This is a genomic window from Halomonas sp. Mc5H-6 (genome assembly GCF_024124705.1).
Lineage (GTDB): Bacteria > Pseudomonadota > Gammaproteobacteria > Pseudomonadales > Halomonadaceae > Vreelandella > Vreelandella subterranea.
Genome location: NZ_JAMXSI010000015.1, coordinates 19,074 through 32,323 on the forward strand (window position 1 = coordinate 19,074; position 13,250 = coordinate 32,323).

A 13,250-nucleotide genomic window follows, 5' to 3' on the forward strand; every position below is an offset into this window, starting at 1 on the left:
TCCACTTTGGCTTACATAAAAAAGTATCGGCAACGCCTAAGGTAAGGGTTTCAATACCTGCCGCTCAGTCACGAGCATAACGGCGGGCATCCAAGGGTCAAGCGCAAGGAGGCGATATGCATCAACCATCCATATGCCGCATGAGCGATGCCAAGGCGCGGGGATTTACCCTGCTGGAGCTATTGGTCACCCTGCTGATCATGGGAATCATCGCTGTCTGGGGCATTCCCAGCTTTCAGGCGCTGGGTGAACGATCGGCGCGCACCGGCGAAGTCAATCGACTGCAAACGGCGCTTGGCTTTGCCCGCCAGACGGCCATTACCCAGCGCCAGCCGGTCACGCTGTGCCCCGTTGCCGACATGCATGATACGTTGCGCTGCGGCGAGAACTGGAGCAAGGCACTGATGGTGGTTCGCGGGGATCAAACGGCGGATATTGCGTCGACCGATGTGCTGCGCGCCTTCCCGGCCAGCGAACGCGTCGAGGTTCGCTACAGTCGGGGTTGGCGGCGAATACGCTATGATGCGCTGGGCCACAGCAGCGGCTATAACGGGCGATTTATCCTTTGCCCCCAGGGCGGGAAATCCCGCACCAGGGGCAGCACTCTGATTCTGAGTCAACTGGGACGCTGGCGGATGGCGCCCTCACCGACCGAATGCCCCGACTAGCCAGGCAAGGCGGGGCTATCAGCCTGAAATGCCGTCCAGGTAACGCTCGGCGTCCAACGCCGCCATGCAGCCGCTGCCCGCAGAAGTGATCGCCTGCCGGTAGACATGATCCATGACATCGCCGCAGGCAAAGACACCCGGCACGCTGGTCGCCGTGGCATTGCCTTCCAGGCCGGACTTCACCTTGATATAGCCACCGCTCATATCCAGCTGGCCGTCGAAAATACCGGTATTCGGGCTATGGCCAATGGCGATGAACAGCCCCGGCGCGTGAATATCCTTGAGGCTGCCGTCTTTGGTCGACTTCACCCTCACGCCGGTCACCCCGGTGTTATCACCGAGGACTTCCTCCACCTGCTGAAACCACTCCAGCACGACCTTCCCCGCGTCGACTTTTTCGAACAGCTTGTCCTGGAGGATTTTCTCCGCACGCAAGGTGTCACGACGATGCACCAGGGTCACTTTGGAGGCGATGTTCGACAGGTAAAGCGCCTCCTCGACCGCAGTATTGCCGCCGCCGACCACCACGACTTCTTGATTACGATAGAAGAACCCGTCACAGGTGGCGCAGGCCGACACGCCCTGCCCCATGAACTGCTGTTCGCTGGGAAGGCCAAGGTAACGTGCGCTGGCCCCCGTCGCCACGATCAGCGAATCGCAGGTATATACACCATTGTCGCCTTTCAAGGTAAAGGGTTTATCGCTTACGCTAACCTCATGGATATGATCGAAAAGCACTTCGGTATTGAAACGCTCGGCGTGCAGCTTCATACGTTCCATAAGTTCAGGACCTTGTACGCCCTGCGCATCACCGGGCCAGTTATCCACGTCGGTGGTGGTCGTTAACTGACCACCTGCCTGCAGTCCGGTAATCAGCAGCGGCTTCAAATTGGCGCGCGCCGCATAGACGGCTGCCGTATAGCCCGCCGGGCCAGATCCCAGAATGATTAAGCGCTCGTGACGTGTTTGCATGACACCACCTTGTAAAGAGTCGGCTGATAATTTTGCACAGAGTCTGCCTGAAATGGCGTCAAGTACAAAGGATTGCAAGGCCAGCATGGCGCAAAAAGGTCGCTGCGACTTGAAACCGCAGGCGTACAGACCCACCTCTAATAACAACCAAGGGCCATGATGTTCGGGTGTAACGACCCGGATGAGCCATACTGATAGTCGTCATATCCAAATCAGCCAGAGGAAAGGAAGACAGTGACCGGCGCGCATCGCGCAACGCCAAGCAATAGAGAGGAGAATCGCATGAGCAAGCTTTCTGACACGGAAAAAACATTAACGGTAGGCAATACGTCCTACCATTATTTCAGTCTGCCAGACGCAGCAGACGTCCTTGGCAACATCGACCGGCTACCCAAGACACTCAAAATTCTGCTCGAAAACCAGCTGCGTTTTGCCGACGACGAGAGCGTTTCCCAGGAGGACATGCAGGCCCTGGTCGATTGGCAAAAAGAAGGCAAGTCCAGTCGTGAGATCGGCTATCGCCCCGCCCGCGTGCTAATGCAAGATTTTACCGGCGTGCCGGGCGTGGTCGACCTGGCGTCCATGCGCGCTGCCGTTGAAAAGCTCGGCGAGGATCCCGCAAAGATCAACCCGCTGTCACCGGTGGATCTGGTCATTGACCACTCGGTGATGGTCGACAAATTCGGCAACCCAGCCGCTTTCCAAGAAAATGTCGACATTGAAATGCAGCGCAACCGAGAACGTTACGAGTTCCTGCGCTGGGGTCAGCAAGCCTTCGATAATTTCCGCGTTGTACCGCCGGGCACCGGCATTTGCCACCAAGTCAACCTGGAATACTTAGGCAAAGCCGTGTGGACCAAGCAGGAAGACGGCCGCACCCTTGCCTACCCAGACACCCTGGTCGGCACTGACTCCCACACCACCATGATCAACGGGCTGGGTGTCCTTGGCTGGGGTGTCGGCGGCATTGAGGCCGAAGCGGCCATGCTCGGCCAGCCCGTCTCCATGCTGATCCCCGAAGTGGTCGGCTTCAAGCTCACCGGCAAGCTGCGCGAAGGCATCACGGCCACCGACCTGGTGCTTACCGTGACCGAGATGCTGCGCAAGAAAGGCGTCGTGGGTAAATTTGTCGAATTCTACGGCGACGGCCTGAAAGACCTGCCGCTGGCCGACCGGGCGACCATTGCCAACATGGCCCCCGAGTACGGCGCCACCTGTGGTTTCTTCCCGGTTGACGACGAAACGCTTAACTACATGCGCCTGACCGGCCGTGAAGACGAGCAGGTTGACCTGGTCGAAGCCTACTCGAAGGCCCAGGGGCTATGGCGCGAACCGGGCGACGAGCCTATCTTCACTGACAGCCTGCATCTCGATATGACCGAGGTCGAAGCAAGCCTTGCAGGGCCCAAGCGTCCCCAAGACCGGGTGGCCCTTAAAGACATGGCGTCGGCCTTTGAAAAATTCATGCAGGAAGATACCAAAGCAGAGCCGACCGCCAACGGAAAACTTTCCTCCGAGGGTGGCCAGACCGCCGTGGGGGTTGAGCGCAGCTTTGAGCATGACACCAGTCAGGCGGTGCAGCTCGATGATCAGGACTTCAACCTCAACCCAGGCGCGGTGGTGATTGCCGCCATCACTTCGTGCACCAACACGTCCAACCCCAGCGTGATGATGGCAGCCGGTCTGCTCGCCCGCAAAGCGCGGGAAAAAGGCCTCACCACCAAACCCTGGGTCAAGACATCGCTGGCGCCGGGTTCCAAGGTCGTCACCGATTACCTGGAAGCAGCCGACCTGAATTATGATCTGGACGCGCTGGGCTTCAACCTGGTGGGTTACGGCTGCACCACCTGTATCGGCAACTCCGGCCCGCTTGCCGATGAGATCGAAAAGGCCATCTCCGACGGTGACATGGCCGTTGCCTCAGTGCTGTCGGGTAACCGTAACTTTGAAGGCCGCGTGCATCCGCTGGTGAAAACCAACTGGCTGGCATCGCCCCCCTTGGTCGTTGCTTACGCGCTGGCGGGTAACGTGCAGTGCGACCTGAGCAAGGACCCGCTCGGCGAGGACCGCGACGGCAATCCGGTTTATCTCAAGGATATCTGGCCGAGCCAGGCGGAAATCGCCACCGCCGTCGAGCAGGTCAATACCGCGATGTTCCATAAAGAATACGGCGAGGTGTTTGAAGGCGACGATATCTGGAAGGCCATCAAGGTACCCGAAAGCAATGTCTATCAGTGGCCTGAGTCGACCTACATCCAGCATCCGCCGTTTTTCGAGGGCATGGGCCGCGAGCCGGACGCCATCGAGGACGTCCACAACGCCCGCGTGCTCGCCATGTTGGGCGACTCGGTGACCACCGACCATATCTCCCCGGCCGGCGCCATCAAACCCGATAGCCCCGCCGGGCGCTACCTTCAGGAGAAAGGCGTCAAGCCGGTGGACTTCAACTCTTACGGTTCGCGCCGCGGTAACCACGAAGTCATGATGCGCGGCACCTTCGCCAACGTGCGGATCCAAAACGAAATGCTCGACGGCGTAGTGGGCGGCGAAACCCGTCACGTGCCGAGCGGCGAGCAGATGGCGATCTACGACGCCGCGATGAAGTACAAGGAAGAAGGCAAGCCGCTCGTCGTCATTGCCGGCAAAGAGTACGGCACCGGCTCCTCGCGTGACTGGGCCGCCAAAGGTACCCGCCTGCTGGGCGTTCGCGCCGTACTCGCCGAGTCTTACGAACGCATCCACCGTTCCAACCTGATCGGCATGGGCGTGGTCCCCCTGCAGTTTCCGGAAGGTGAGAGCCGCAAGACGCTGGGGCTTACCGGTGATGAAGAAGTATCGATCGCCGGGCTCAGCGATTTAACCCCGGGCGGCAGCGTCAAGGTCACCATCAAAAATGCCGATGGCGAAAAAACCGTTGATGCCAAGTGCCGGATTGATACAGAAAACGAACTGGCGTACTTCCGTCATGGTGGTATCCTACATTACGTGCTGCGTAACATGATTGGCGCAGCCTAATCGGGAAACCGACCAATGCTTGCTGGCCCCCACTCCGTGGGGGCTTTTTTTTGCATGACGGTCTAGAAAGCGCGCCGCCGGTAGGTGCGGTATTCCGGGTCCCATGAAGCGCGATCAATGGCGGCACGCAGCTCGGTGCCGCCGGTCTTGAGCGCCACCCCGTTCTGTTGCGCCTGGGCCGCCACTTCAAAGGCAATGGACTGACTGATATCGCGAATACGCGACAGCGGTGGCAGCAGCGCGCCCTTGCCTTCCTTGACCAGCGGTGCCTCACGCGCCAAGGCCCGCGAAGCACTCATCAACATTTCATCGGTGACCCGCGATGCCCTGGCGGCCACGACCCCAAGCCCAATGCCCGGGAAAATATAGGCATTGTTACACTGCGCAATCGGATAGGTGCGGCCGTTAAAGACCACCGGAGGAAACGGGCTGCCGGTTGCCACCAGCGCCTGGCCTTCCGTCCAACGGATGACGTCCTCGGGCAGCGCTTCCGCCTGGGATGTCGGGTTGGATAACGGCATGATCACCGGATGCTCACAGCCCGCGTGCATGGTGCGCACCACCTGCTCGGTGAAAATCCCACGCTGGCCACAGACGCCAATCAGTACCGTCGGCTTGATTTGTGCGATGGTTTCTTCGAGTCCTTGCCCGTTCCAGTTGGCGACCAGGCCTGCCTCGTGGGCCAGGCGGCGTTGAAAATCGCGCTGCCAAGGCTGGTCGTCGGTCATCAGGCCTTCGCGGTCCACCATGTAGATGCGCGCCCGGGCTTCGCTCTCGGTCAAGCCCTCCGTCTGCATGGCCACCACCACCTGTTCGGCGATGCCGCAACCGGCAGAGCCACCGCCAACGAAGACCACCCGCTGGTCGGCAATGGTCTGCCCGCGGGCCTGGCAAGCCGCCAGGAGCGTTCCCACCACTACCGAGGCGGTCCCCTGAACATCGTCATTGAAGCAGCACAGCTGGTCACGGTACTGCTCCAGCAAAGGCACGGCGTTGGCCTGGGCGAAATCCTCAAACTGGAGCAGCACATTGGGCCAACGGCGTTTGACGGCCGCAATGAACATCGCCATGAACTCGTTGTATTCTTCCTGGCCGATCCGCTCGTGCCGCCAGCCCATGTACATCGGGTCATCCAGCAGCGACTTATTGTTGGTCCCCACATCCAGCATGATCGGTAGCGTGTACGCGGGGCTGATGCCGCCACAGGCCGTATACAGCGCCAGCTTGCCGATGGGAATGCCCATCCCGCCGATGCCCTGGTCGCCCAGACCCAGAATCCGCTCGCCGTCAGTCACAACGATGACCTTGACGTTGTCCTTGGTGGCGCTGCGCAGGATGTCATCCATGTGCTCGCGGTCCGGGTAGCTGATAAACAGCCCGCGGTGATTGCGGTAGATATTGGAAAATTCCTGGCACGCCTTGCCTACCGTCGGCGTGTAGATGATCGGCAGCATTTCTTCGAGGTGCTGCGATACCAGGCGAAAATACAGCGTTTCGTTATCGTCCTGAATGGCACGCAGGTGAATGTGGCGCTCCAGGTCACTATGGCACTGCTGGTATTGTCGATAGACACGTTCAAGCTGGTCATCAATGGTTTCGACTTTCTGCGGTAACAGGCCGATCAGGTTGAACGCCAACCGCTCCTCCTGAGTAAACGCACTGCCTTTATTCAATAGCGGCATTTCAAGTAGGGAAGGACCGGCGTAAGGAAGGTATAAGGGGCGTTTGCTCGCGGTGGTCATAAGCACTCTCGTTTTTTAGCAAATTTCTATTGCAATGCAGCAACATAGCGCGTCTGCAGCCGTTGAGCGTAATGTAACATGCCCACCCTACAAAGGTAGCAAACAGGCGTTTTAAAGCGACAAAAACGCCCCAACCGAGGTTGAGGCGTCAGATAGAAAAACAGGCTGAAAGTGGCGTTATCTAATGGCTTCTCAACATGTTTTCGCCGTCGGTTTGCGCGCGGCTTCACCGGTGAAAAATAACGGGCGCAGTTTGACGCCTGCCATGTTGCCGACAAATGCCGCCACTAACCAGAGCCAGCCATGCAGGCTGCCGGACGCGATGCCACTGAAATAAGCGCCGATATTGCAACCAAAGGCCAGACGGGCGCCATAGCCCAGCAGCAGGCCACCGATGACCGCCGCCAGTATCGAGCGCAGCGGTATCCTGAAGTTCGGTGCGAAACGCCCGGCAAGGCTGGCCGCCGCTAACGCCCCCAGCATGATACCCACGTTCATTACCGTGGTCACATCGCCCCATACGCTTGCGCCCAGCGCTGCCGCATTACCCGGTGACTGCCAATAGCCCCACTGGGATACGTCGCCGCCCAGCAGTTCGAAGCCTTTAGCGCCCCACAGCGCGAACGCCGAGGTAATCCCCCACGGACGCCCCGCCAGCGCCAGGGTGGCAAAGTTCAAGACCGCCAGGCCAATGGCGCCCGCCACCAGCGGCCACGGGCCCGTTAGCCAGCGCTGATAGCCCTGCTTGTCTACCGGCGCGGCTTGTTCGAGCTTGCCATGGCGGCCTTTTTCCATCACCACGGTAAACGCAGCAATGGCGGCAAACAGCACCAGGCTAATGGCGATACCGCCACCGGCGCCTGCCACGTTCACCAGGGAAACGGGCTGAAAGGCGGGCAGGCTTTGCCACCAGGTAAAGTGCGCGGTGCCAATCACCGATCCAACGACGAAAAAGATCAGCGTGATGACCATGCGGGCATTACCACCACCGGCCGTGAACAGGGTACCCGAAGCGCAGCCACCCCCCAATTGCATGCCCACACCAAACAGGAAAGCGCCGACCAGCACAGAAATACCTATGGGGGCCACAAAGCCATACACCTCTTGACCAAACAGGGTGCCCGCGCCCAATGCCGGGAAAAACAGGATAACGGCCAGCGCGAGCATCACCATCTGCGCCCGCAGCCCACGCCCACGCCGCTCTGTGATGAACACCCGCCATGCAGACGTAAAGCCAAACGCGGCATGATAAAGCACCATGCCAAATAGCCCACCGACAATCATCAGCAGGCCGGTATTGGCTTCAAAGACCACACCGATGATCAGCGCGCCGAGCACAATCGCCGCTGTGGCGATAAGTGGCACGCGATACGTAGCGGCGGGGGTTTCAGTCGTTGTCGACATACAATCACCTTCAGCAACACCAAAAGCGCCAGTCGCGAAACCGGCGCTTTTGGTTGATATGAGTAATAATGACGAGCTTACCGATAGCTAACGATAGCGTAAAATGCTTTATCCAGCATTTTCTATATCATTAAAGAATATAAACGCAGCATCCGGTGACAGGTACGCTTTTTTAGCCGATTCACCTTGAATCCTCGCCGGTGCGGCTGCATATAAAGAGTCAAATTTCCTTATATCGCGAGTCCGTTTATGTCATCCATCATTGATCCTCGCACCGGTGAAGCATTGACCAGTCCTGATACGGGTCAGGACAGCCAGGCCAGTGCCGACCAGCCGCCGGTTCGCCCCGAAGACGTCATCATTGACCTCAACGCCGGTAATATCCAGCAAGTCCTCGAAGCCTCAATGAAAGTCCCGGTACTGATGGACTGCTGGGCGCCGGACTCCGAGCCGTCCAAACAGCTCATGGCGGTATTGGAGCGGCTTGCGGTCGAGTACGGTGGGGCCTTCCTGCTTGCCAAGCTGGATACCCAGGCCAACCCTGAGATTGCCAGCCAGCTGGGCGTGCAATCAGTACCCGATGTTAAGCTGATCAGCCAGGGCGGCCTGGTCGACGGCTTCCAGGGTGCGCTCCCTGAAAAACAGGTGCGTGAGTGGCTGAATCGCTATTTCCCAGCCCCGGAAGACGCGCCACCCAGCCCGGAAGAGCAGGCCGAAGCGGCGCTGAACGAGGGCGACCCGGCCGGGGCACGGGACATTTACCAAAACCTGATCAGCCAGTACCCGGACCACTACCCCTACCAGGTAGGTCTTGCCCGAGCGCTGGTCAGCGAAGGGCGCCGCGATGAAGCCCGCAACCTGCTGGACAACCTGCCCCCGGAAGAACGCGACGCCCCGGCTGCGCGCGGCGTTCGGGCGAGCATCGAGTTCGGCGAACAGGCGCTGTCCAGCGAGGAAATTGCCGACCTGGGCGACCGCACCGATAGCGAAGCCCAGTACCAGCGCGCCCTGCGCCAGGTAGCGGACGGTCAGTACGAAGCCGGACTGGAGGCGCTGCTGACGCTAATGAAGCAGGACCGTGCCTATAACGACGATGCCGCGCGCAAGACCCTGCTGCAGGTCTTCGACGCCCTGGGGGCTGATCACCCGCTGACGGTCACCTACCGTCGCAAGCTGTTTGCCCTGCTTTACTGATCGTTTAACGGGCTAGCAATGCATCCATGCGGGTTAATGCCGCCTCCAGCTGTGAGGCGGTGGTGCCAAAGTTGAGCCGCACAAACCCAGGGTGGCCAAATGCCGCCCCGTCTGAAAGCGCCACGCCCGCCTGCTTGAGCAGTGTCGCCTGCGGCGATTCACCCAGGCCCGCCTGGCGCATATCCAGCCACGCCAGGTAGGTCGACGCGGGCGGGTTCATCTCGACTCCCGGCCAGGTCGCGACCCGCGCCTTGAGCGTCGCACGATGCTCGCGTAGAACCCCCAACAAGGCCTGACGCCAGGGGTCACCGTGGCGATAAGCCGCCTCCGCTGCTACCAACCCCAGCACGTTGCCATCCGGCAGCAAGCCTTTGGTGGCCTGGGCAAAACGCTTCCTCAAGTGGGGATCGGGTATCACCGCGCAGGCAGTGGTCAAGCCTGCCAGGTTGAACGTCTTCGACGGCGCCCAAAGCGTAATGGTGCGCTGGGCAAGTGCCGGGAAAGCTGCCACCAGCGGCTGGTGGTGCGCCCCTTCGTCAAGCAGCAAGTCGCAATGCAGCTCATCCGACACAACCCAAAGGTCGTGGCGTTCGACAAACGCCGCCAATGCGGCCAGCTCGCCATGCGACCATACGCGGCCGGTGGGGTTGTGCGGGTGACACCAGAGCAGCAGACGCGTTTGCGGGGTTACGGCGGCCTCCAGCGCACCGATATCCAGCCGCCAGTTATCGTCGGCGCTGACCGGCGTGGCCAATGCTGCCTGCTGGGGCAACCGGCCAGTACGCTCGGCCACTGCCAGAAATGGCGGGTAAATCGGGGTAACGGTCAACACGCCATCACCCGGTGCCGTCAGCGCCAAGGCCGCCAGATGCAGCGCTGGCACGACACCCGGCAACCACTGTTGCCACTCGGGTTGAATGGGCCACTGATAATGCTTAGCGCTCCACTCGCATAGGGTTTCTGTTAACGTATCAGGCACTTCACCGTAGCCATAAACGCCGTGCGCCACCCTTGCGTGGAGGGCCTCTATCACCGCGGGCGGTGAGCGAAAGTCCATGTCCGCAACCCACAGGGGTAGCACATCATCGGCGTACCGGTGCCATTTTTGCGATGCCCACCCCTCATCGGGGTGGCGTCGTTCAATGGGCGTGGCAAAATCAAATGCCATCATTGCTCTCACTTATCTAATCGGGGGTGCTATAAAGCATGCCGCAAGATGACTTTTATACCAAGGTTCGCGAAGGGTGCCCGGCACTTTTGCGCCAATGGCGCGCGCTGGGCCAGGCTGATGCTGACCGGCTCGCACTGATTCTGGCCGAGACGGCACGGGTCGCCAAGCTAGGCGAACCCAGCGAGACGCCATCAGGCGATGCGCTGGATGCCTGGAGCCAGGCCCAGAACACCGACATTCCATTATGGGCGCCGCGCACGGCGGTATTCCTGCTTAACCAGATGCCCGCACGCCCCGTGCCCAAGAGCGAAGCCGAAGCCTGCGCCTGGGCTTACTGCTGGTTGCGCAACCGCCATTTTGACCACCTGGAAGACGCACACCAAGCGCTGCCCGCTCATTTGCAGGCCCCGTTGCAAAACGCGCTGGCAGCGGCCTGGCGGGACCAGCAAGGGCTTCGCCTGGTGTAATGCCGTGCCATGCGCACTTGACCAAGCGCTTGCTTGGGGTAATCCTGAAGCCTGTCATCGATCAACGGTTAGCTTTTCCACGCCACTGACAACTGGCGACGAACACCACGTTAAATGATCTGTTACTGAAAACCTGTTACCTAACAACCCGTTACCTACAACAAGCATAAAGGATAGCGCCATGTTCACCCGCACCATCGAGCCTGCTTTTTACGATACTGATGCGCTGGGCCATATCAACAACACACGCCTTCCCGCCTGGTTTGAATTGGCCCGTAACGACCTGTTCAGGTTATTCACCCCCGACCTGAACCCGAACGCCTGGCGGCTGATCATGGCGCGGATGGAGGTCGACTACCGTGCTGAACTGTTTTATGGTCACGATATCGAATTACGTACCTACCTGACGCGCCTGGGCAACAGCTCCTTTACTGTCACCCAGGAAGCGCGCCAGCATGGCAAGTTAACCAATGTCGGGCACACCATTCTAGTGCAGTACGATCATCAGGCTAAATGCACCGTGCCCATCGAAGGCGAATTGAGGGAAGCGCTCTCCGCCCATCTACAGGACGCGCCCGCCCCCGCCTGAACCGCGACGCCCCGGCAACGGGGCGGCCAGGAGTGCCCCATGGCGATCCGCTACAATCTATGGCTAGACCCGGACAACACCGCCCAGCACCGCGCCGTCGAGGCCGACCTTGAGCGCTACTTCATGGAACGCTTTGCCGATTACCCGCATATCCGCTTGTTCGGCGCCGACCCCTACGATTATGATGCGCCGTTCAACCGCCTGTACGATGTACTGATGGCGCGAGCGGCTGAATACTGTGAGCGTACCTGGCATTATGTCGCCTCTCCGGAACAGCTCAATCGCTGCTTTTTTCGCGCCGTTGGCCGATCCACCAAGTTTGTCCGGGAATAACCCTGCGCACCACGATTTCCCTTACACCTGATGACTGCCTGCAAGAGACTCGCCCATGGTGATTCGCACCAATCAAGCACCCGACGAACGCCAACTGGCGATTATTACCCAGCAACTCGGTCGCCCACCCAAGGGCATCGAGGCCGTGACGGCGACCGACAGCCATGGCACCCCACTGGTGCTGCGCATGGCCCCGGTTGTCGAGGGCAAGCCTTTCCCAACGCTCTACTGGCTGTGCTCCGACGTGCTCAAAATCGAGATATCGCGCATTGAAGCCGTCGGCGTTATCAAGTCGCTGGAGCAGCAGCTACAGGACGACCCCGACTTTCTCGCCGCCTACCAGCAAAGCCACCGCGACTACGTTGAAACGCGCTGGGCACTGATGAGCGATGCTCAGCGTGCCGAGGTCGCCGAGCGCGGCTACACCGAGGTACTGACCCAGCGCGGTATTGGCGGCATCAGCAACTGGCAGCAGGTTCGCTGCCTGCACACCCAGTACGCCCACCACCTTTGCGGCAACAATGTGATTGGCCAATGGCTGGATGCTCACTACCAGGTCGACGCCTATCTGCCTTGAGCCTTTATCTCGGCCCCATCAGCACAAGGAAGCAAGATGTCCCGAATCTGCGTTTATCTTGGCTCACGGGAAGGCAATAGCCCTGCCTTTCGTCACGCCACCCATGAACTGGGCCACACCCTGGCGGCTCGCGGTCATACACTGGTCTACGGCGGCGCCCGGGTCGGTTTGATGGGTGTACTGGCCAATGCGGCACTTGACGCCGGAGGCGAGGTGATCGGCGTGATGCCGGATCACCTGGTCGAACGCGAGCAGGCCCACTTTGGCCTGAGCGAGCTGATCCGCGTGCCCAACATGCACGAACGCAAGGCCACCATGGCCGCCAATGCCGACGCCTTCATCGCGCTACCCGGCGGCATCGGCACCTTTGAAGAGCTGTTTGAAATCTGGACCTGGGGGTATCTGGGCCTGCATGAAAAGCCGCTTGGGCTGCTCAATGTCGAGGGTTTCTACTCGCCGCTGCTGACGTTTTTGAACAGTACCGTCCAGCAGGGATTCATGGCACAAGCGACGCGAGACATGCTGCTCGATGCCGAAACGCCCGCTGCGCTGCTAGAGGCGCTGGAAAGTTCAGGGGATCGTTAGAAAAAGCCCGATACTTACTGGCAAAGCTGCTGGGTGCGCTGGTAAGTCAGTTGCAGTAACCGCGCATCTTCACCGGCGCGGTGGCGGTGAATACCGCGCTCGGCGATGACCGCCTCTTTGGTATCGCTCCATAGCGCCTGCTGGTCTTCGCTGAGCAGGATTCTCAGCGCTTCCAGGCGAAAGCCCGGCAGCATGCCCGCGTGATGAAACAACAGCGATAGCCAGGTATTGTCGTACCCCCAGCTATCGCTATACGCCTTGCCTTCCCCGCTTAATTCGTCGTTCAGCCAGCGTGCCACCTGACGCACAGGAAAACCCTCGCGGTGCAAGCGCTCCCGGGAGATGCCGTGCAGCAACTCAGCCTTGGGGTCCCAGTGCGTCCATTCATCGAGCGGTTGAATAAGAAACGCACAGGTCGTCCCGTCGGGACGGGCAATACCCACCTCGATCGGGTAGCTACCGCGCCCGAAACCGGACGCCTCAATATCCAACACCGTCGGTAGCGTCTCGGACACGGACGACCTCACTTGCGA

General features: G+C 60.0%; 13 protein-coding genes. 8 read left to right on the plus strand and 5 right to left on the minus strand.

Annotated elements, in window-relative coordinates:
* The first annotated feature begins 116 nt into the window (after positions 1-116).
* Positions 117-668, plus strand: coding sequence for a GspH/FimT family pseudopilin (locus NH395_RS16315; protein ID WP_253026352.1), 552 nt, complete (start codon positions 117-119; stop codon positions 666-668).
* Positions 669-686: 18 nt separating this feature from the next.
* Here the strand turns inward: NH395_RS16315 and trxB are convergent, their stop codons facing one another.
* Positions 687-1,640: a thioredoxin-disulfide reductase gene (trxB, locus tag NH395_RS16320; protein WP_253026353.1), complete on the minus strand. Its 954-nt coding sequence runs from the start codon at positions 1,638-1,640 to the stop codon at positions 687-689.
* A gap of 282 nt (positions 1,641-1,922) precedes the next feature.
* Here trxB and acnA point away from each other — a divergent pair, with 282 nt between their 5' ends.
* The gene (gene acnA, locus NH395_RS16325; protein ID WP_253026354.1) at positions 1,923-4,655 is read left to right on the plus strand and encodes an aconitate hydratase AcnA; all 2,733 of its coding nucleotides are present in this window, start codon (positions 1,923-1,925) and stop codon (positions 4,653-4,655) included.
* Positions 4,656-4,717: 62 nt separating this feature from the next.
* On the opposite strand, the gene NH395_RS16330 is transcribed toward acnA, so the two are convergent.
* Together NH395_RS16330 and NH395_RS16335 are read right to left on the minus strand one after the other, a co-directional pair.
* Positions 4,718-6,397: an NAD-dependent malic enzyme gene (locus NH395_RS16330; RefSeq protein ID WP_253026355.1), complete on the minus strand. Its 1,680-nt coding sequence runs from the start codon at positions 6,395-6,397 to the stop codon at positions 4,718-4,720.
* A 192-nt stretch (positions 6,398-6,589) separates the two neighbouring features.
* On the minus strand, positions 6,590-7,801 hold the full coding sequence (locus tag NH395_RS16335) for a YeeE/YedE family protein (RefSeq protein ID WP_253026356.1): 1,212 nt from the start codon (positions 7,799-7,801) through the stop codon (positions 6,590-6,592).
* A 249-nt stretch (positions 7,802-8,050) separates the two neighbouring features.
* Between NH395_RS16335 and NH395_RS16340 the strand changes: the two genes are divergently transcribed.
* A complete protein-coding gene (locus NH395_RS16340; protein WP_253026357.1) occupies positions 8,051-8,995 on the plus strand; it encodes a tetratricopeptide repeat protein in 945 nt (314 codons plus the stop codon).
* A gap of 4 nt (positions 8,996-8,999) precedes the next feature.
* Here the strand turns inward: NH395_RS16340 and NH395_RS16345 are convergent, their stop codons facing one another.
* Positions 9,000-10,163, minus strand: coding sequence for a PatB family C-S lyase (locus NH395_RS16345; protein ID WP_253026435.1), 1,164 nt, complete (start codon positions 10,161-10,163; stop codon positions 9,000-9,002).
* A gap of 38 nt (positions 10,164-10,201) precedes the next feature.
* On the opposite strand from NH395_RS16345, the gene NH395_RS16350 reads away from it, so the two are divergent.
* The 5 genes from NH395_RS16350 (at position 10,202) to NH395_RS16370 (ending at position 12,717) form a co-directional block, all read left to right on the plus strand.
* Positions 10,202-10,633 carry a hypothetical protein gene (locus tag NH395_RS16350; RefSeq protein WP_253026358.1) on the plus strand — a complete coding sequence of 144 codons (432 nt, stop codon included), beginning with the start codon at positions 10,202-10,204 and terminating at the stop codon, positions 10,631-10,633.
* A 181-nt stretch (positions 10,634-10,814) separates the two neighbouring features.
* Positions 10,815-11,222 carry a thioesterase family protein gene (locus tag NH395_RS16355; protein WP_066316721.1) on the plus strand — a complete coding sequence of 136 codons (408 nt, stop codon included), beginning with the start codon at positions 10,815-10,817 and terminating at the stop codon, positions 11,220-11,222.
* Positions 11,223-11,261: 39 nt separating this feature from the next.
* Positions 11,262-11,555, plus strand: a complete 294-nt coding sequence (locus NH395_RS16360; protein WP_066316720.1) for a hypothetical protein — start codon at positions 11,262-11,264, stop codon at positions 11,553-11,555.
* A 55-nt stretch (positions 11,556-11,610) separates the two neighbouring features.
* Positions 11,611-12,132 (plus strand): DUF501 domain-containing protein, encoded by a 522-nt coding sequence (locus NH395_RS16365; RefSeq protein WP_253026359.1) that lies wholly within the window; start codon positions 11,611-11,613, stop codon positions 12,130-12,132.
* Positions 12,133-12,168: 36 nt separating this feature from the next.
* Positions 12,169-12,717, plus strand: coding sequence for a TIGR00730 family Rossman fold protein (locus NH395_RS16370; protein ID WP_253026360.1), 549 nt, complete (start codon positions 12,169-12,171; stop codon positions 12,715-12,717).
* 14 nt (positions 12,718-12,731) lie between these two features.
* Here the strand turns inward: NH395_RS16370 and NH395_RS16375 are convergent, their stop codons facing one another.
* Complete coding sequence (locus tag NH395_RS16375; protein ID WP_253026361.1) at positions 12,732-13,232, minus strand: hypothetical protein; 501 nt, start codon at positions 13,230-13,232, stop codon at positions 12,732-12,734.
* Positions 13,233-13,250: the final 18 nt, after the last annotated feature.